This is a genomic window from Carnobacterium sp. (genome assembly GCF_040274945.1).
In the GTDB taxonomy this organism is placed as follows: Bacteria; Bacillota; Bacilli; order Lactobacillales; family Carnobacteriaceae; genus Carnobacterium_B.
Map to the genome: position 1 here is coordinate 88362 of NZ_JBEMAR010000010.1, position 19603 is coordinate 107964.

Here is a 19603-nt window from a genome sequence, read left to right on the forward strand (position 1 = left end):
AAAGGATGTTACGATATGAAATACAGTATGACATGGGATCTTGAATCTATTTTCCCAGGCGGTAGCACTTCTCCTCAATTAAAAGAAAAATTAGATACCATTCGAGGTCAGTTAGATGAGTTCACTCGTCTAGTTACTCAGTGGGATACAGAAGAAGACAGCCCATTGTTTAAAAGTTTGGCTGATATCTTACTGGTTCAAGAAGAACTATCAAAAGGACTTTCGCAAGTTTTCACCTTTATAGAAGCAGTTCAATCTGCGGATGTATCTGATAAACAGGCAGGAGCTATTTTGGGACAAGTTTTTGAACTAAATAGTGCTTTTAGTACTCTTCAAACTATTTTAACAAAAAAAATGGTTGCTATACCGGATGATAAATGGAATGAATTAATTGACTTGCCTACTTTCAAAGTGATCGATTTCAGTTTAAATGAAACACGTACACAAGGCAAAGAATTGCTAAGTGAAGCAGAAGAAGCTTTGATCAATACGCTATCTATTGATGGGTTTCAAGGATGGAGCGACCATTACGATTCGTTAGTCGCAACAATTGAAATTCCTTTTGAAGACAACCAAGGACAAGTTCACCTTTTATCTGCCGGACAAGCTTACAATAAAATGAATACCGACCCTGATCCAGCCGTTCGTGAGCAATTATTCAGAAAATGGGAAGAAACATGGGGAAGTATGGCTCCTTTATTTAGCGATACGTTAAATCATTTAGCAGGGTTTCGCTTAGCTGATTATAAAGCTCATGGTGTGAAAGATTTCTTGAAACGTCCATTAGAATACAATCGGATGAAGCAAGAAACGTTAGATACAATGTGGAAAGCAGTTAGCGAGCAGAAACAACCCTTTATTGATTACTTAACTAGGAAAGCTGAATTACTCGGAAAAGATAAGTTGTCTTGGCAAGATACGGAAGCACCCGTAATCATTGGGGATGCAACAGCTAAAGTCTACCCCTATGATGATGGGGCTGATTTTATCGTTGAAAATTTCCGGAAATTTAGTGGGAAAATGGCTGACTTTGCTCAATATGCTTTTGATCATAACTGGATTGAAGCCGAGGACCGCACCGGAAAAAGACCAGGTGGTTACTGTTCAGAATTACCGGAAAGTAAAGAATCTCGTATTTTCATGACATATGCTGAATCGCCTAGTGAAGTCTCGACTTTAGCACACGAATTGGGTCATGCTTTTCATAGCCACGTAATGACTGATTTGCCAACTCTTAACCAGCACTATGCCATGAATGTCGCTGAGACAGCCAGTACTTTTGCAGAAATGATTATAGCTGATGCTACCGTTAAAGAAGCCGCTTCAAAAGAAGAAAAAATCACTTTATTAGATACTAAAATTCAGAATGCTTTAGCCATGTTTTTAAATATCCATGCTCGTTTCTTATTTGAAACTAGCTTTTATAATGAACGTCAAAATGGAATTGTTACAGATGAGCGCCTCAGTGAATTAATGGAAGAAGCACAAAAAGAAGCTTACCAAAATTCATTAAGTGACTATCATCCTCATTTTTGGGCTAGCAAACTTCACTTCTTCATTGCTGACGTTCCTTTTTATAATTTCCCGTATACTTTTGGTTACTTATTTAGTTTAGGAATCTATGCTCGTTCTTTAGAAGAAGGAACTGGTTTTGAAGATAAATACATCGCATTATTAAGAGATACAGCTTCTATGTCTACTGAGGACCTAGCTTTGAAACATTTAGCTGCAGACCTAACGAAACCTGATTTCTGGGAAGCTGGTATTGCCATCATGAAAACTGATGTCGCTACTTTTATGGAATTAACAGAAGAATACATTAAATAATAGCAAAGAACTACGACAATCATTTAAATGATTGTCGTAGTCTTTTTTTATTATTCTTTTGTATCCTTTGGAACAAAAATAGTAATGTGGCTAGGTAAAACTTGAACATTAAGAGGAAGCTTATCCCCTTCATCTCCGTCAATATTGCTTATCACTTGATTATCTTCTTCAGATACAGAGAGCTTTCCTGATTTAAACTTTTTATAAAAGGTTTCATTTGCATCAGTCGCATTTCCTGAGACTATTTTGGGAACTAACTTAAGCTTGTCCATTAACGTTTTACCTTTTAACACAATTAAATGTAAGTAACCATCATCAATTTTTGCATGGGGCAACATTTTTTTAAATCCTCCAACAGAATTCGTTAATGCGATTAGCACTAAACTAGATTCTTGTTCAAATACTTCATCGTCTAATTCTAATTTAAATGTATAACTTTGGCCATCGCTTAAAGCCTTTGCTCCTTCAATAAAGTAGGCTAATGAACCTAATCTTGTTTTTTGATCCGCACCTACGTTTTTAACAGCTTCAGGGATTTTCCCAATGGCAATGACATCAATAAAATAAGTATCGTTTACTTTACCAACATCTAGTTCTTTTGTGATGGCATCTGCCAGCATCCGAATAGCTGATGCTGGATCAAGCGGAATGCCCAAGGCACGGCCTAAATCATTAACTGTACCTAAAGGAATTATACCCAGTTTGGGACGATACTCTTCTTCGGCTAAGCCACTTATACTTTCATTAACGGTTCCGTCACCGCCCATCACAAAAATCGCTTCCACTCTTTCTTTAGCAGCAGATTTGGCAAATACTTCAGCATCCCCGCCTTTTTCTGTTTCCTTAAGTACAACTTCATCATATAAAGATTCTAAGGTTTCTAAAGCGAGCTTAGAATATTCATTCCCTTTTTCTCCCCCAGAAGAAGGATTTACGATCAATACAGCTTTTTTCATTTTTCATCAACCTTTCCTACTTCTAAATAAGACTTGTTTTTTTATATAGTTAGTTTAACTTAAGGTCGATACTATTGCTACAAAAAGGCATTTTTTAGTGAATAAAAAGCTTACTTTTACAAATAAACCAAACTATATGTATATATAAAACAATAAAAAAATTCGCTACCCAATGGATAGCGAATTTTTTTATAAATTTTAGTAACGTCCGTATCCTACAAGTTTAGGTCCCCAATAAGAAGAGCTAACTGAAGTGTAAGCAACGCCTGTACTACTTTGTGATCCAATAAATTGACCATTTCCTACATAGATTCCTACATGAGTAATTGATCCTCCGTCTTTGAAGAAAACTAAATCTCCAGGTTGGGGATTTGAAACCTTAGTAGAAGATGCATATTGTGCTGCTGCCGTACGTGGCAAAGTAATTCCAATTTTTGCAAAAACATAAGAAGTAAATCCAGAACAGTCAAAACCACTTGGTGTTGTTCCACCCCATAAATAAGGTGTGCCCATCACACTAGTTGCGTGTGATTGCAATTTGGACCAAGATGTACCACCACTTGTAGACGGTGCTGGCGTTGTTGGTTTAGGAGCCTCAGGTGTTTTTGCTGGTGCTTTAGTCTCTGTTTTAACTGGTGCTTTTGTTTCTGTTTTTGCTGGCGTTTTTGTTGAAGTAGATGCATTCTCAGTTTTCTTAGTCGTTTCTGTTGGAGTAGAAGCTGCCACTTCACTTTCTTCTACTACTTGAGATTCTTCAACAGATTCACTTGATTCTGCAACAACCACTTCTTCATTTTCAGAAGTTTCTTCTACAATTGGTTCTTCAGTTTCTTCTGCTTCATAACTTGCCAATACAGCTAACTCTGCTGCTTCTTGGGCAGCAGTATATTCTGCTACTTGACTTTCAGCTTCTGCTTTTTGAGCAATGTATTTATCTTTATCTGATTGTGCACTCGCTGTTTCAATTGCTAGTTGAGAAACCACAACTTCTTTTTCTAATAATTGTTGTTCCATTTCAGCTTTTGCATTTTCAAGTTGCGCTGCAAGAGCATTTTGTTGAACAATCGATTGTTCTGTTTTTTCTTTCTTTTCTACTACCGATTCTTTATCATCTGCTTGTGCTTGAACAAGATCTTTGTTTGCTTTTACTAAATCAGTGACTACATCTACTCGTCCAATTACGTCAGACATTGAATCAGCTTCAATAACAAATTCTATGTAGTTTTTTGTGTCTCCATTGACTTGTACAGTACGAGCTTGATCTTCAAGTTGTTCACTACGTTGTGCAATTTTTTCTTCAAGAGCTTTAATTTCATTTTCTAAAGTTTGTTTTTCTTTTTGAGATGATTCAATTTCTGCTAATAACGAATCAGTTTTATTTTTGTTTGAATCGATTGAATTAGTAATAGCTGCTAATTCTGCTTCTGTTTCGCTTGATTGAGTTTGTAAAGCATCAACTTTTTGTTGAGCTGCTTCAATTGCTTCTTGTGTTTGGGATACTTGTTGTTCAGATTCAGTAAGTTTATTTGTAGTGGTTTCAGCGCTAACGGCAGTTGGTAATATAAGAGAACTAAAGGTCATGGTTCCTAAGATTGCAATAGTTACTAATTTTTTATTCACGTTTTTTACCCCTCCAAATTACGATTTGATTAAAAGTCTTTTTTAACCGATTTCTTAACGGACTTTAGTATAGCATAATCTATGTGATAGAATCGTATCGTTTATATTACAACTGTGTGTCAAATAAAACGACTTTCATTTAAAAGAACAATTGTCGCTATGATCATTTATTAAACCTGCTGCTTCCATAAATGCGTAGCACGTTACTGGCCCAACGAATGAGAATCCTTTTTTTTTCATATCTTTAGATAAATTAGTGGATAGTTCAGTCTTAGCGGGCAGTTGTTCGAAGTTGTTAAAGTGATTTACAATTGGCTCTCCTTCTACAAATGACCAAATGTACTGATTAAATGAGCTGTATTCTTGTTTTACCTTTAAAAAAGCTACTGCATTTTTAATAATAGAAGCTATTTTCAACTTATTTCTGATGATACCAGGGTTGGAAAGCAATTCTTCTATTTTCTTTTGATCATAATGACTAATTTTTTCTGGATCAAATCCATCTATTGCTTCACGGTAATTTTCTCTTTTAGCTAAAATAGTAGACCAACTTAATCCTGCTTGCATTGTTTCTAGAATCAGCAGTTCAAATAAAGCTTGATCATCGTGGAGAGGTTTTCCCCACTCTTCGTCATGATATTTCTTCATTAGATCCGTTTTTGCCCAACTGCACCTTTCCATTAAAACACATCCTTTTTTTTGAGGTATTGATTTCTATTATTTTATTAGTGTATAATGTATTGTTAGTATAGATTAACTTTCAGGTAGTCCGTCTACCTAGTGTTATGAATCAAATTAGGAGGATTTACTATGTCTAAAGATTACCGTGTTTTACTTTACTATAAATATGTTCATATCAAAAATCCAGAAGAATATACCGCAAAACATTTGGCGTTTTGTAAAGAAGTTGATTTAAAAGGAAGAATTCTAATTGCTGAAGAAGGTATAAACGGTACTATTGCAGGTACTTATGACCAAACACAACAATACATTGATGAAATGCATGCTGATTCTCGTTTTTCAGACCTAGTTTTTAAAGTAGATGAAGAAGAACGTGCCCCTTTCAAAAAAATGTTTGTACGTCTACGCCCTGAACTTGTATCTCTAAACTTAGAAGATGACATCGACCCTAATGAAGTAACAGGTGAATACCTAAACCCTGAAGAATTCCGTGAAGCTATTCTTGATGAAAATACCATCGTCATCGATGCCCGCAATGATTATGAATACGATTTAGGTCACTTTAGAGGAGCCGTTCGTCCAGAAATCAGAACATTTAGAGAACTTCCTCAATGGATCCGTGATAATAAAGAACAATTCATGGATAAAAGAGTTGTAACTTACTGTACTGGTGGAATTCGTTGTGAAAAATTCTCCGGTTGGCTAGTTAAAGAAGGCTTTAAAGATGTTGGACAATTACATGGAGGAATCGCTACTTATGGAAAAGATTCAGAAGTTCAAGGTGATTTGTGGGATGGTCAAATGTATGTATTTGATGAACGCATCAGTGTCCCAGTTAATCAAAAAGAACATGTAATTGTTGGTCGTGACTGGTTTGATGGCACTCCTTGCGAACGTTACGTGAACTGTGCAAATCCAGCTTGTAACCGTCAAATCTTATCTTCAGAAGAAAATGAACATAAATATATGCGTGGTTGCTGTCATGAATGCCGTGTAGCACCTGCAAACTTGTATGTAAAACGCAACAGCTTAAGCCAAGAAGAGGTTGCTGAACGCTTAGCTGTAATTGGAGAAAAACTTCCAGCATCAGTATAATAAATTGAAAAAGAACGGAAACTAATAGTTTCCGTTCTTTTTTTCTATCTTAGTATCAATGCATCTTCTGTAACTGTGTCCCCACTATTCTTTTGAAATAAAGCTAATAAGTCTGGTACAGTTAAGCGATTCTTTTCTTCCCCAGAAACATCTACTACTATCTTCCCATTATGAAGCATGATCAACCTTGTTCCATGAGCAATTGCATCTTCCATATTATGAGTGATCATCATCGCAGTCAATTTTTTTTCGTGGACAATTTTATCCGTTAACTTCAACACCATTTTACTAGTTTTAGGGTCAAGTGCTGCTGTATGTTCATCCAATAAAAGTAATTTAGGAGGGATAATTGTCGCCATCAGTAATGTCAAAGCTTGTCTTTGTCCACCAGATAATAATCCCACTTCCATTTTCAATCTGTCTTCTAATCCTAATTCTAAAAATTTTAATTGCTCTTTGAAAATTTCACGTTGCTTATCTTTTACACCCAGTGTTAATCCTCTTTTTTTTCCTCTTTTAAAAGCTACCGCTAAATTTTCTTCGATTGTTAGTCGTGTCGCTGTTCCCATCTTAGTGTCTTGAAAAACTCGTCCAATATCTTTTGCTCTTTCGTTGGTTCTTTTATTGGTAGCCTCTTTTCCGTCCAATAAAACAGCACCTTCGTCTACTACATAGGTTCCAGCTACACTATTTAATAATGTTGACTTTCCAGCACCATTTCCTCCAATAATCGTAACAAATTCTTCTTTCTCGATCGTCAAATCTATTCCTTTTAGTACATGGTTCTCATTGACCGTGCCTACTTCAAAACTTTTATGAATATTTCTTAATTCCAAAATTGCATTCATACTAATTCTGCTCCTTTCTTACCAACTCGTTTAGTCCTCCTTGGTTTCTTTTTCAATAAAGGAGTGGAAAGAGCAAGTGCTAGTACAATAGCTGAAAATAATTTGATATCTTGAGGTTGTACTCCTAATTGCAATACGAAGTCAATAATTAGGCGATAAACAACTGCTCCAATCACAATGGTGATCAATCGTTTAGCAAAAGACAACCGATGGAAAATAACTTCGCCAATGATGATAGAGGCTAATCCAATGACAATCGTCCCGATTCCCATGCTGATATCTGCATAACCGTTGTTTTGGGCAATCAATGCGCCTGATAGAGCTATCAATCCGTTACACAACATGTACCCTACGATTTTCATCGTATCTGTATGAATCCCATTTGCTTCACTCATAGCCTCATTATCTCCAGTAGAACGCAATGCCAATCCTATTTCAGTACTGAAAAATAAATACAGGACTAAAATAACTAAAACAATCGCTACTCCACCAACAACTAAAACAGCCATGCGATTTTCTAAGCCAAATGATTGTAAGGTGCGCATTAATGTATCTTGACCCAACAAAGTAACATTCGCTTTACCTAATATCCTTAAATTAATAGAGTACAAAGCAGTCATCGTTAAAATCCCGGTCAGTAACGCAGGAATTTTAAGTTTCGTATGCAATAAACCAGATACGATTCCTGCTAGCATACCTCCCATCAATGCCAATAGGCTAGCTAATAATGGTGAGATTCCTGAAACAATGGATACCGAACAAATTGCAGCACCTAAGGGAAAACTTCCCTCTGCAGTTAAGTCTGCAATGTCTAAAATTCTAAATGTAAGATAAACCCCAATCGCCATAATCGACCATAAAAGTCCTTGCGAAATACTTGATAATATAATATCCATGCTCATGCTCCTTTATGTTTTACCCTTTAGTCAGGTAGTACGATACTTTCTGGGTCAATACCTAATGATTTTGCCACTTCTTCATTAATAACCAATTCTAAATTAGTAGATGTTTCCACTGCCATTTCTGCTGGATCTGCATCGTCTTCAATAATTTTAAGAGCCATTTTTGCTGTTTGACGTCCAAGTTCTTCATAATTGATTCCATAAGTCGCTAAACCCCCAGCTTCTACCATTTCCGCAGATCCTGGAACAACAGGCAATTTGTACTCTAAAGCAATTTCGCCAACTGTTGGCATTGTGCTAGCTAGCGTGTTATCCGTTGGAATGTATACAGCATCAACTTCTTGAGCCAACGTTGTCATGACTTGTTGTACATCATTTGTAGTTGTGACTGTCAATACTTTCACTTCTACTCCTTCTGCCTCAATTGCCTCTTGTGCTAGATCAGCCTGGATTTTTGAATTTGCCTCGCTAGAATTGTAGATAATTCCGATTGTCTCAGCATCTTGTGCTAACGACAACAGTAACGAAATTTGTTCTTCAATTGGAACCATATCGCTTGTTCCTGTCACGTTCCCGCCTGGTGCTTCATTATCAGCAACTAATCCCGCATCTACCGGATCTGTAACTGCAGTGAATAAAATTGGGTCTTCTTGGGTAATCGTTGCAAGTGACTGTGCAGCAGGTGTTGCGATAGATAAGATAACTTCATTGTCTCCAACTAAGCTTTCACTCATACTTTGCAAATTCGCTTGGTCTCCTTGAGCATTCTGATAGTTTAACGTCAAATTTTCTCCCTCGACGTATCCTGCTTCTTCTAACTCACTAACGAATCCTTTTCTTGCTTGCGTTAAAGAATCATGTTCCATATACTGCAAAATCCCAACATTTATCATTTCTGAATCTGCACTTTCACTTGTGTTTCCACATGCTCCTAATACTAAACCTGCAGTAACTGTTGCTAAACCTAAAATAACTTTTTTCTTCATTCCAATTGTTCTCATCTTTATATCCCCCTTATTTTTTAAACCTCTATGATTACATAAAACAAAAAGCACCCACTTAGAGATAGCCTTATCTAAGTGGGTGCTTATTTTATGTAAAAATAAACAGTAAGTTATTTAATCCACCACTTAGATAAACTCTACGTGGCAAATATTCAGCAAATCAAACTGCTTCAGCCATCATAGATACAAACATTTCTGTTTCCTGTTTGCACCCATAACGAATTATGTCTACAAACAGCTTCTAAAATAGCTAAAGTAATATGTATTCAATTGTGTTTGGTTGATTAAATGATTGTCCATACTAATCCCTCACAATAGTTAGATTTGTTTTTACAAGTATAAAAAATACAATGAGAAAAGTCAACAACTAAATTAGATTTCATTCATCGAAAAATCATCTTGCTCTTACTTCAATCTGTTATTCACTCTTTTTTCGCTTTTAAAACATACTTTTTTTAGAATTGATTAAATTTCTACTATATTTCTTCAAAAATTGCTCTTTCTACTTTCTTTTTGTTATAATAAGCCAAGTAATTAGAGAACGAAAATATAATTTTACGAGGTGAACTAAATTTGAATAGTCCACAAAATACTAATGAATCATCATTTCTAGAGAAAATCAAAGCATTTATTCTAAAATTGGTACAATTCATGAAGAAACACTGGATCTCTTTCAAAACGAAACATTTTAATCGACAAAACCACTCAGCTTCTACACCAAAATCAACTACTAAAGATACTAAGTCAACGGATTCTCCAAAAAGGGAACAAGCTAAAAAAGAAGACCAAAAACCTACCTTAGCTAAATTTTTATTTGGGTTCAATGTCGGCTATAGTGTAATTAAAAATTTAATTATTACGTTGGTCGTTGTCTTATTGATTGGTGGTGCCCTTATCGGTGGAGCTGGAGCTGGATACTTTGCTTACCTTGTTTCAGGTGAAAAAATTCCCACATATGAAGAAATGAAAGCTGACATTGAAAATGTATCAGCAACTTCTTCAATGTATTACGCTACTGGAGAAAAAATCAGTGACTTAAAAACAGATTTAAAACGATCTGAAATTCCATTAAGTGAAATGTCTCCTTTAGTCCAAGAAGCCATTATTGCCACTGAAGATGAATATTTTTATAAACACTCAGGTGTGGTTCCAAAAGCAGTCGTTCGAGCATTGGCACAAGAAGTAACAGGCGCCAGTACAACTTCTGGGGGGTCAACACTCACACAACAGCTGGTAAAACAGCAGATTTTAACAAATGAAGTCTCTTTTAAACGAAAAGCAAATGAAATTTTATTAGCTTTCCGTATTGAAAATTACTTTTCAAAAGAAGAGATTTTAGAAAACTATTTAAATGTCTCACCTTTTGGTAGAAATAATAAAGGCCAAAACATTGCTGGTTTGAATGAAGCTTCAATGGGAATATTTGGAGTAAATCCTATCGATTTGACTTTGCCACAAGCGGCCTTTCTTGCTGGTCTGCCTCAAAATCCAATTGTTTATAGTCCTTATTCTCAAGTAGGTGCTCTTAAGGAAGATTTGTCTGCAGGTATGAGTCGTAAAGATGAAGTGTTATTCAGAATGTACCGTGAAAATTACATTACGAAAGAAGAATATGATACTGCTTTAGCTTATGATTTAACACAAGACTTCTTACCTCAGGAAGCAGATGTTAATGACAGCACTGATTATGTTTACAACTTTGTAGAACAGCAAGCACGACAAATTTTAATGAAACAATTATACACAGCTGATGGTTATTCAGATGAAGATATCTCTAATGACCAAGAATTAAAAGACTCTTATTACAATCAAGCAGACCTTGATTTGCGCTCAAAAGGTTACAAAATTTCTTCAACCATTGACAAGGGCGTTTACGAAGCTATGAATGAAGTCGTTGCGCAATATGCGACTCCTGAGATCTCATATGATGAAAATGATAACCCAATCATAAAAAATACTAGTGATTTGGGAAATGTAAAAGTTGTTGATTACGTTGACAAAGAAACTAATGAAACTAAAACACTCGTTGAGCCTGTACAAAATGGAGCAGTTTTAAGAGATAACGCTACCGGACGAATTATTTCCTTTATCGGTGGCGTCGATTATGAGTTTACTCAAGTCAATCATGCTTATCAATCTCCTCGTTCTCCTGGTTCAACGATTAAGCCTTTATTAGCTTTTGCTCCAGCATTGGAAGAAGGCATTATTACACCGGCTTCGATGCTTTTTGAAAGCTCTGCTAAAGTACCAAGTTGGGAAAATGGAGCTTTGGGTGTTCATGAAATCACCAACGTTGGAAATGTTACTCCAAATAAATGGACTGACGTACGTTCAGGTCTTTCACAATCAAGCAACATTGTAACAACTAAAATCTATCAACAAATGAAAGACACTTATAACATGGAAGAAAAACTTGAATCTTATATGCACAAGATGGGATTTGGTTCTGATGTCATCACGACAGAAGAATATCAAGGAGTTTATTATGCTCTTCCTATTGGTGGTATATCCAGAGGAACAACTGTCTTAGATCAAACAGATGGCTTCTCTACTCTAGCAAATAAAGGGAATTACACAGAAGGTTATATCATTGATAAAATTGAGGATGCTGCTGGAGACGTTGTTTATCAACATGAAGTAAGTCCTGTTGAGGTATTCAGTGTTGAAACAGCTTATCTAACAACTGATATTTTACGTGATGTATTAGAAACTGGAACGGCTAAAGACGTAAAAGGTCAATTGAATTTCCAAGCTGATATTGCAGGTAAAACTGGAACGTCAGATGGCCAAAAAGATATTTGGTTTATCGGCTACACTCCTCAAGTTACTCTGAGTTCCTGGATTGGATACGATAATGCTGTGGATACACCTATTAATGATTTATCTAACTCAGGTTCAGAAAGTCCAAGTTTAAGAAACAAAAGACACTGGGCTCGATTGATGAATGCAATCTATAATGCTAATCCTACTATTTTGGGTACGGATCAAGCTTTCCAAAAACCAGATGGTGTCGTGGAGGCCAAAGTTTTAGCTTCTACAGGAATGATGCCTGGAAAAGTAAAATTAGCGAACGGAAAAGAAGTTACAGTTTCTGGTGCTACAAAAACCGAACTCTTTAATAAAAAGTTCCTTCCAAAAACTACCACTTACGACTTTGCACTTGCTGCTTCTGAAAAGGAATTAACAGATTATTGGAATAAGACTTCCAAATCAGCAAGCGAAGAAGCTGCTAAGAAAGCTAAAGCGGAAGCAGATAAGAAGACCGCAGAAGCGAAAAAAACAAAAGCTGATAAAGATAAGAAAAAAGCTGATGAAGATAAGAAAAAGGCTGATGCCGCAAAAGCTGAAGAAGTGAAGGCTAAAGCTAAATTAGAAAACGAGAAAAAATTACAAGAAGCTGCTAAGAAAAAAGCAGAAGAAGAAAAAAAGAATGAATAAAAAAAAGCATCGGAAAACCGATGCTTTTTTTTTATACTTCTTTAGTTGTGCCTCTATTAGCAATGTGATGAGGTAAAATAATTGTTTTTTCATCTACATCTTCTTTGTTCATTAATTTAGTTAATAAACGCATGGCAACAGCACCAATATCATATAATGGTTGAGTAATCGTACTCATTTTTGGTCTTACCATTTCAGATAATTTAGAATTATTTGCAGTAACTACTTCGAATTCTTCTGGTATTTTGACGAAGTGATCTAAAGCACCATTCATGATCCCTACAGCAATTTCGTCATCTCCAGCAAATACGGCAGTAGCTCCTGCTTCAGCTAGTTTATTGTAAACTTCTTCTCCAGCCGTAAATGAATAAGCTGTTTCAAACACTAAACTTTCATCATAAGCGATACCAACATTTTCTAACGCTGTTTTATATCCTTTCAAACGATAAACCCCATTTATTGGTTCTTGCGTTATTGACCCAGATACAAAAGCGATACGTTCATGTCCACTAGCAATCAGTTGAGCAATTGTTTGCTCTGTTGCAGCTTCATAATCAATATTTACGCTGCCCATTTGCTCATCAGGATCTACTGTTCCTGCCAAAACTACAGGTGTTTTCGAACGTGAAAATTCTGCTCTTAATTCATCAGAAATTTTATGTCCCATATAAATAATTCCATCCACTTGTTTAGCTAAAAGTGTGTTTAACACTTGAACTTCTTTTATATCATTTTGGTCAGAATTTGCTAAGATGATGTTGTATTTATACATTGTTGCTATGTCATCAATTCCTCTAGCTAAAGAAGAAAAATATAAATTTGTAACGTCGGGAATAATTACCCCTACAGTCGTTGTCTTTTTACTTGCCAAACCACGTGCAACAGCATTTGGTCGGTAGTCTAGACGGTCAATAACTTCTAATACTTTTTTTCGAGTAGTTGGCTTTACATTCGGGTTGCCGTTTACAACACGTGATACAGTTGCCATAGAAACATTTGCTTCTCTTGCAACATCATAAATAGTGATGGTTTGTTTTTCCATAATCAATCTCCTTCGAATAGTTAGATTCGCTTACTTTTTACATACTACCAATTTAGCAAACTTACGGCACTAATGCAAGCGTTTCAATTCCATTTTCATGAAAATTTCATTTTTTTCTTTCATTAATCAAATTTAGCTGATTTTTTATTTTCCACTTGTTTTTCAAGAAAATAAAGGTCAATAGTGATACAATTGTAACCATTCAGTTAGTTGAAAGTGAGGATAAAAGTATGAATAAACAACTTAATGCATTACAACTATGGTTAGCCGAACAAAATATAGATGGTGCGTTTATTAATGAGCCGAATACTATAGCTTATTTAAGTGGATATGAAAGTGAACCGCATGAGCGTATCTTAGCTCTGGCAGTTTTTGCTAAGGGTGAACCTTTCCTCTTCACCCCCGAACTCGAAAAAGAGGATGCTATAAAAAGTGACTGGACACACAATGTTTATGGTTATTTAGACAATGAAGATCCGTGGGCACTTATTGCCGAACATTTGCATTCTCACAGCAGCAACCTTAGCAGAATAGCTATTGAAAAAGACTTTTTAACAGTTGGACGATTTGAAAAGTTACAGAACTTTTTTCAAACTGCTTCTTTTTTAGATATGACACCAAAAATACAGTCAATGAAGTTAATTAAAATGCCTGATGAAATTTCAAAAATGATGGAAGCCGGTAAGTGGGCTGATAGAGCTTTAGAAATTGGTTTCAATGCAATAAAAGAAGGGATATCTGAAGAAGAGATCGTTGCAGAAATCGAATACCGATTAAAAAAAGAAGGCATCAAAGAAATGAGTTTTGAGACCATGGTCTTGACTGGAGATAACGCTGCTAGTCCACATGGTGTTCCAGGGAAAAGAAAAGTCCAATTAAATGAGTTTGTTTTATTTGATTTAGGCGTTGTATACAACGGATACACTAGTGATGTTACGCGAACTATCGCTTTTGGAGAGCCCTCGAAACAAGCAAAAGAAATTTACACGATTGTTTTACAGGCTTGTACCGCTGCTTTGAATGCAGTAAAACCAGGTATAACGGCTGGAGAATTGGATAAAGTTGCCCGAGATATCATTACAGATGCCGGTTATGGACCATATTTCACTCATCGTTTAGGCCATGGGTTAGGAAGTTCAGTTCATGAGTTTCCTTCTATCATGCAAGATAGTGATTTTGTGATTCAAGAAGGCATGTGTTTCTCAATAGAACCTGGTATTTATGTACCTGGTATAGCTGGAGTCCGTATTGAAGATTGTGTAGTGGTTACAAAAAACGGTTGCGAAGTATTTACTCACACTCCAAAAACGTACACTTCTATTTAACAACTTTGTTAACCTATTAATACTAAAAAAATAGAAACAAAAAAAGCAGTGAAGCTTATCGCTTCACTGCTTTTACTAAATAGAATTAGATGCCTACATTCGTATTTGTTGTTTTATGCTCATCTTTTTTTCCATTTTCTGTAGTTTGTTCTGTACTAATGTTTGAAGTTGAATAGTCAGGACCTTCTGCAGATTTTTCTTGGTCATAAGCATAGTCCATTGTGTTTCTTTCAACTTCTTCTTTCAAAGATTCACTATCATATTTTAGATCAGTTGAAACATCTGTTGCTTTTTCTTTACCATCTTTTGCAGATGATTTAACTTCTTCTGTTGTATCTTTTGCTTTTGATTTTACATCTTCTGCTGTTTCAGTAGCAGTTGTCTTAGCTTCTTGGGCTACATCTGCTACTGTTGCTTTAGCATCTTTAGCTACATCCGTTGCAGAATCTTTAAGATCACTTAGGCCGTCACCTACATCTTTTGAAGCACGAGTTAATTGATCTTTCATTTGAGAAGCTGACTCTTTTAAGCTGATTTTAATGTCTTCTGAAGCATCTTTCGCAACAGTTTTCATCTCTTTACCTTTTTCTTTTGCGATATCAACATATTCTTTTGCTGAACCTTTAGCATTAGTCGTTTGTTGATTTAAATCTTCACGTAATTCTTTACCTGATTTTGGTGCGTATAATAGAGCTGTAATTCCTGCAGCTGCAGCTCCTACGATTGCTCCTAAAAGAAATCCACCTTTTTTAGTCATATATACTTCTCTCCTTTTCTCTGTTCACTATAATTTTTGCTTTAGTTAGTGCTTATTCGTTTGATTTTTTATCTTTGCGTTTCTTATTCATATTTACTGCCGTTTTACCGACTTTAGTTACCATGCCTGTTTGAGCTGTTTTCTTTGTAGCTCCTGCAACATGGCTAGTTAAGTTACGAGTAGAATCATTTAAACTTGAAACAGTCGTTCCTAAATCACCAATAGCTCTGAACAATGGATCTGTTTTATTTAACTTTCCATTGACATCATCTAACGTAGTATTGGATTTATTTAATAATCCTTCAACTTCAATCAGAAGACTATCCGCATCTTTCGTAAGAACTCCTATGGTTTTATTCGCTTCATTAACCGTTTTTTGGACTTCTCCAATTACCTTAGAAACTTTTAACAATACGATAATTAAAAACACGACTAATGCTGCAAATGCTACAGCAGCTATTAGAGCTGCAATTTCTCCACCTGTCATATGAACTCCTCACTTCCTTCTATTTTCTTATTTTTTAGATAAAATAGATTTGTTTTACAAACTACTTCAATTAAAAAGAGCTAGTTTACCAACAAATATTTCATCTTTAAATAAAATATTTTATACAAGTATAGAATACCACTATTTATTTTTTACATCAAACAATATGAAACCGAATACTTTTATTATTTTCTCTCTCCTAATTAACTTTTCAAAAATTCTTCGTCTTTTAATTTTAAAAGCCCTTAAAAAAATTTTAGAGTTTTCTTAATAGAGATGTGACTATAATTTTATCCTTTTATTTGTTACTATAGGTAAGAAGCATTTTAACAGAAATAAGTTTATTTAAAGGAGTATTTAGTTTATGGATAGCAGTATTATGGATAGTAGCAGTCAGCTAGATAGTTCAATCGCAGTTGACGTAGTGGATACTATTACAGAACAAACCAATATTTTTTCAGAATTTTGGACTTCAATCGATTGGGCCAAAATTATTTCTATGGTAACCGCGGGTGCCATTCAAATTGTTTTTTTTACTATTTTCTTTTATCTTATAAAAATAATCGGAAACTTTTTTATTGAACGAACATTTGATAATTACCGTAAGAAAAAGGATATCTCAACAAATCGTTTAAACACACTCTATAACTTGTCAAAAAATTTATTTCAATCTTTTGTAGGCTTTTTCTTATTCTACGCCATTCTTTCAGCTATTGGTATTCCTGTTGGTACGCTATTGGCAGGTGCTGGAGTCATCGGTTTAGCGTTGTCTCTAGGAGCACAAGGTTTTGTCAGTGATATTGTAAATGGCTTCTTTCTTCTATTAGAGAAGCAAATTGATGTTGGCGATGTCGTAGACTTAGAAACCGTTTCTGGTACAGTGGTTGATGTAAATCTAAAAACAACTAAGGTCAAAAGCTTTGATGGTACTATGAATTTTGTACCTAATCGTTATATCACGATTGTAAGCAATAAATCACGCGAAGATATGCGTGCTCAAATTGATATTCGACTTTCACCGGATACCGATATAAATAAAGTAAATACGATAATAGCTGAGGTAAATGATACTCTTGTGCCACAGTACCCAGATATTACTGAACCTCCAGATAATTTAGGTTTAATTAACTTAGGAAATGGTCATTATGGGATACGAATTGTGATATTCGCTTTACATGGACATGAATTTGAAATCCAAAACGCTTTTTCTCAAGCGTATGTTACCGCCTTGACAAAAAATGGGATTGAAATCCCTGTAAATCCACTTAACATTATACAATAGCCATTTCATAATAACTAAAGGAGGTTCACTATGGTACCAGTATCGCCTAAAATACTGATTTTAACTGGAAGTTATGGAAACGGTCACCTAGAAGTGACCCGCTCACTAATAACAGAATTAAACAAACGTGGTATCACAAATATTGTCACATCAGATTTATTTTATGAAGCTCATCCTATTTTGACTAACGTTACTAGAAAATTGTACATCAAAAGTTTTTCTAAAGGTCAAAATATTTATGGTTTCCTTTATTATAAATCTGATTATAGACTAACTGATTTTAGAATTGATAGAATGATCGATCGATATGGTTACATGCGTATTAGTCAATTAATGAAAGAAAATGACTTTGATGTAGTTATTAATACTTTCCCAATGCAGGCTTTACCTATTTATAAACAACGTACAAAACCCGGAATTCCTTTTATTAATGTTTTAACTGACTTTTGTTTGCATACCCGTTGGATTTCAGATGGGATCGATTATTTTTTTGTTGCATGCAACAGTTTAAAAAAAGAATTAATGGATACAGGAATCAATGGAAATAAAATCACAATTTCAGGAATTCCAATAAAAGAAGAATTTTATCAAAATACTCTTGATTCTTCGCATGGAGATTTTTCTTCTAATAAAATAAAAAAATTGTTGATTTCTGCTGGTGCCTATGGTGTGCTAAAAGATTTGGCTCATATTCTTGATGAATTAAAAATTAAGGAAGATCTGCATATTACAGTTGTTTGCGGTTCAAATCAATTACTTTTTAAAGAACTCATGCATGAATACCAAAATGATGCGAACATAACCATTCTTGGTTATGTTTCGAATATGGCTAATTTAATGACTCAATCTGACATTATGGTAACGAAAGCAGGAGGAATTTCTCTTTCAGAAGCTTTAGCAATCCAAATTCCTTTAGTTTTAACACCTGCTGTTCCTGGACAAGAAAAAGATAATGCTAACTTTTTTGAAAAAGAAGGAATGGCTATTGTAACGAAATCTGAAGAGGAAATCGCTCCAGCAGTTTTATCCTTATTGAAACAGCCTCTTTTAGCGAGAAGTATTTCAAAACAAATGGAAACACATTTCCATCCAAATTCAGCTGCACTTATAGTTGATAAAGTCTTAACTTTGATAGAAAAGCCTTATATCCAAAAGGAGCCAAGACATGACTCAAAAGAGATTAAAAATTGATAAAAAATTCTTTTTTTTACTTATTTCGTTAATGCTCGTTGAATATGTTCGTGCTGCTTTTATTATTAGTTACTTGCCCGTTCAAGCTGCAGTAGGTACTCAGTTTAATCTTGCTTTGGTAGGATTGGCTATCAGTCTACATTATATTAGCGATGCTTTTTCAAATTTCCAAGCAGGTTTTTTAATGAATCGTTTTGGTATCAAGAAAATCATCTCTGTTTCTTTTACTTTAATCTTCCTTTCTTTAATTGTTGTTCCATTATTTCAATTCAACGGTTTCGTTATTATTCTTGCTTCAATTTTATTAGGTTTTGGGGCATGCCCCATTTGGATTGTACTTTTGGCTAAGGCTAGTTCAGGATCACGAGGAACAAATATGGGGTTGATTTATTTTTATTGGTTGTTAGGCATGGCCAGCGGTGTCATCGTAATGAATTACTTAATGAATATAAATTTGTCTGTCTCCTATTGGCTCTTACCAGTATTCGTAGTACTTGCTTTTTTTAGTTTTCGTTTGTCAGGCGATCATCAAGCATTAGAAAATACTAAGCAACCCTTTAAAGAGATGTTCAAAAAAACTCTTTCAATTTTGAAAAAAAGTCGCATCATATTACCTGGTACTTTAATGCAAAGCATTTCCCTTGGTATGTTAATTCCTATTTTACCAACCTTTGTCTTACAGCACCTAGAACTTTCTTACAATCAGTATACTCTTCTACTGATCATTGCTGGTTTAACAGCAGGTCTCCTTATGATGCCTGTTGGCAGATTGATTGACTATTTTAGCCCTCGGCTTTTATTTATTGCTGGCTTTATGTGGTTCGGATTTACACTGATTTCCACAGCTTTTAGTACTTCTATTGTGGCCATTTACATTCTAGTAGTGTCAATGGCGATTGCCTATACGTTTTTTTTACCGGCTTGGAATTCTTTTGTGGCTACAAAAATCACTAAAGAAGACCAAAATGTTAGTTGGGGAATCATCTCGTCTTTCCAAGGTGTAGGAACCATGTTAGGACCCATTGTAGGGAGTTTGCTTGCATCTTTTAATGCAAGCATTACGGTTATCATTAGTGCTTCACTGTTCATTTTAATGGGTATGCTTTATCTGATCGTTAAATAAAAAACTTCTCTTTTGACCATTGCTG

16 protein-coding genes are annotated in these 19603 nt (G+C 35.1%); 7 read left to right on the top strand and 9 right to left on the bottom strand.

All coding sequences use genetic code 11. The annotated features are described in order from the left end of the window. Window positions 1-15: 15 nt before the first annotated feature. Window positions 16-1827, top strand: coding sequence for a M3 family oligoendopeptidase (locus tag ABS916_RS11110; RefSeq protein ID WP_350451959.1), 1812 nt, complete (start codon window positions 16-18; stop codon window positions 1825-1827). Window positions 1828-1877: 50 nt separating this feature from the next. On the opposite strand, the gene ABS916_RS11115 is transcribed toward ABS916_RS11110, so the two are convergent. The 3 genes from ABS916_RS11115 to ABS916_RS11125 all read right to left on the bottom strand — a co-directional run bounded on the left by ABS916_RS11115 (window position 1878) and on the right by ABS916_RS11125 (window position 5084). Beyond that, window positions 1878-2783: a diacylglycerol/lipid kinase family protein gene (locus tag ABS916_RS11115; RefSeq protein ID WP_350451960.1), complete on the bottom strand. Its 906-nt coding sequence runs from the start codon at window positions 2781-2783 to the stop codon at window positions 1878-1880. A gap of 198 nt (window positions 2784-2981) precedes the next feature. Continuing rightward, entirely contained in the window at window positions 2982-4403 is a 1422-nt protein-coding gene (locus ABS916_RS11120) for a C40 family peptidase (protein ID WP_350451961.1), read from the bottom strand. 135 nt (window positions 4404-4538) lie between these two features. Then, a complete protein-coding gene (locus tag ABS916_RS11125) occupies window positions 4539-5084 on the bottom strand; it encodes a DNA-3-methyladenine glycosylase I (RefSeq protein WP_350451962.1) in 546 nt (181 codons plus the stop codon). Window positions 5085-5213: 129 nt separating this feature from the next. Here ABS916_RS11125 and trhO point away from each other — a divergent pair, with 129 nt between their 5' ends. Continuing rightward, window positions 5214-6179, top strand: coding sequence for an oxygen-dependent tRNA uridine(34) hydroxylase TrhO (gene trhO / locus ABS916_RS11130; RefSeq protein WP_350451963.1), 966 nt, complete (start codon window positions 5214-5216; stop codon window positions 6177-6179). Window positions 6180-6223: 44 nt separating this feature from the next. Here trhO and ABS916_RS11135 read toward each other — a convergent pair whose 3' ends face one another. Genes ABS916_RS11135 through ABS916_RS11145 form a run of 3 tightly spaced genes read right to left on the bottom strand, consistent with a single transcriptional unit; the run spans window position 6224 to window position 8930 of the window. Beyond that, window positions 6224-7027: an ABC transporter ATP-binding protein gene (locus ABS916_RS11135; protein ID WP_350451964.1), complete on the bottom strand. Its 804-nt coding sequence runs from the start codon at window positions 7025-7027 to the stop codon at window positions 6224-6226. Further along, entirely contained in the window at window positions 7024-7923 is a 900-nt protein-coding gene (locus ABS916_RS11140) for an ABC transporter permease (RefSeq protein WP_350451965.1), read from the bottom strand. Before ABS916_RS11140 ends, ABS916_RS11135 begins: the two co-directional genes overlap by 4 nt. Window positions 7924-7949: 26 nt before the next feature. Then, window positions 7950-8930 (bottom strand): ABC transporter substrate binding protein, encoded by a 981-nt coding sequence (locus ABS916_RS11145; protein ID WP_350451966.1) that lies wholly within the window; start codon window positions 8928-8930, stop codon window positions 7950-7952. Between the two features lie 576 nt (window positions 8931-9506). On the opposite strand from ABS916_RS11145, the gene ABS916_RS11150 reads away from it, so the two are divergent. Next, a complete protein-coding gene (locus tag ABS916_RS11150; protein ID WP_350451967.1) occupies window positions 9507-12371 on the top strand; it encodes a transglycosylase domain-containing protein in 2865 nt (954 codons plus the stop codon). Between the two features lie 31 nt (window positions 12372-12402). Here the strand turns inward: ABS916_RS11150 and ccpA are convergent, their stop codons facing one another. After that, a complete protein-coding gene (gene ccpA, locus ABS916_RS11155) occupies window positions 12403-13413 on the bottom strand; it encodes a catabolite control protein A (protein WP_350451968.1) in 1011 nt (336 codons plus the stop codon). Between the two features lie 230 nt (window positions 13414-13643). On the opposite strand from ccpA, the gene ABS916_RS11160 reads away from it, so the two are divergent. Further along, entirely contained in the window at window positions 13644-14738 is a 1095-nt protein-coding gene (locus tag ABS916_RS11160) for a M24 family metallopeptidase (protein ID WP_350451969.1), read from the top strand. A gap of 85 nt (window positions 14739-14823) precedes the next feature. Here the strand turns inward: ABS916_RS11160 and ABS916_RS11165 are convergent, their stop codons facing one another. After that, window positions 14824-15495 carry a YtxH domain-containing protein gene (locus ABS916_RS11165; RefSeq protein ID WP_350451970.1) on the bottom strand — a complete coding sequence of 224 codons (672 nt, stop codon included), beginning with the start codon at window positions 15493-15495 and terminating at the stop codon, window positions 14824-14826. 52 nt (window positions 15496-15547) lie between these two features. Further along, window positions 15548-15982, bottom strand: coding sequence for a DUF948 domain-containing protein (locus tag ABS916_RS11170; RefSeq protein ID WP_350451971.1), 435 nt, complete (start codon window positions 15980-15982; stop codon window positions 15548-15550). 364 nt (window positions 15983-16346) lie between these two features. On the opposite strand from ABS916_RS11170, the gene ABS916_RS11175 reads away from it, so the two are divergent. From ABS916_RS11175 to ABS916_RS11185, 3 genes are read left to right on the top strand one after another with little or no spacing between them, the layout of a single operon-like run. After that, a complete protein-coding gene (locus ABS916_RS11175) occupies window positions 16347-17264 on the top strand; it encodes a mechanosensitive ion channel family protein (RefSeq protein WP_226776705.1) in 918 nt (305 codons plus the stop codon). Window positions 17265-17294: 30 nt separating this feature from the next. After that, window positions 17295-18455 (top strand): MGDG synthase family glycosyltransferase, encoded by a 1161-nt coding sequence (locus ABS916_RS11180; RefSeq protein WP_350451972.1) that lies wholly within the window; start codon window positions 17295-17297, stop codon window positions 18453-18455. After that, on the top strand, window positions 18430-19578 hold the full coding sequence (locus ABS916_RS11185) for an MFS transporter (protein WP_350451973.1): 1149 nt from the start codon (window positions 18430-18432) through the stop codon (window positions 19576-19578). Before ABS916_RS11180 ends, ABS916_RS11185 begins: the two co-directional genes overlap by 26 nt. The last annotated feature ends 25 nt before the right edge of the window (window positions 19579-19603 follow it).

Coding starts and splice junctions, on each gene's coding strand:
- ABS916_RS11110 (WP_350451959.1), top strand. CDS start 16: ATGAAATACAGTATGACATGGGATCTTGAATCTATTTTCCCAGGCGGT.
- ABS916_RS11115 (WP_350451960.1), bottom strand. CDS start 2,783: ATGAAAAAAGCTGTATTGATCGTAAATCCTTCTTCTGGGGGAGAAAAA.
- ABS916_RS11125 (WP_350451962.1), bottom strand. CDS start 5,084: ATGGAAAGGTGCAGTTGGGCAAAAACGGATCTAATGAAGAAATATCAT.
- trhO (WP_350451963.1), top strand. CDS start 5,214: ATGTCTAAAGATTACCGTGTTTTACTTTACTATAAATATGTTCATATC.
- ABS916_RS11135 (WP_350451964.1), bottom strand. CDS start 7,027: ATGAATGCAATTTTGGAATTAAGAAATATTCATAAAAGTTTTGAAGTA.
- ABS916_RS11140 (WP_350451965.1), bottom strand. CDS start 7,923: ATGGATATTATATTATCAAGTATTTCGCAAGGACTTTTATGGTCGATT.
- ABS916_RS11145 (WP_350451966.1), bottom strand. CDS start 8,930: ATGAGAACAATTGGAATGAAGAAAAAAGTTATTTTAGGTTTAGCAACA.
- ccpA (WP_350451968.1), bottom strand. CDS start 13,413: ATGGAAAAACAAACCATCACTATTTATGATGTTGCAAGAGAAGCAAAT.
- ABS916_RS11160 (WP_350451969.1), top strand. CDS start 13,644: ATGAATAAACAACTTAATGCATTACAACTATGGTTAGCCGAACAAAAT.
- ABS916_RS11165 (WP_350451970.1), bottom strand. CDS start 15,495: ATGACTAAAAAAGGTGGATTTCTTTTAGGAGCAATCGTAGGAGCTGCA.
- ABS916_RS11170 (WP_350451971.1), bottom strand. CDS start 15,982: ATGACAGGTGGAGAAATTGCAGCTCTAATAGCTGCTGTAGCATTTGCA.
- ABS916_RS11175 (WP_226776705.1), top strand. CDS start 16,347: ATGGATAGCAGTATTATGGATAGTAGCAGTCAGCTAGATAGTTCAATC.
- ABS916_RS11180 (WP_350451972.1), top strand. CDS start 17,295: ATGGTACCAGTATCGCCTAAAATACTGATTTTAACTGGAAGTTATGGA.
- ABS916_RS11185 (WP_350451973.1), top strand. CDS start 18,430: ATGACTCAAAAGAGATTAAAAATTGATAAAAAATTCTTTTTTTTACTT.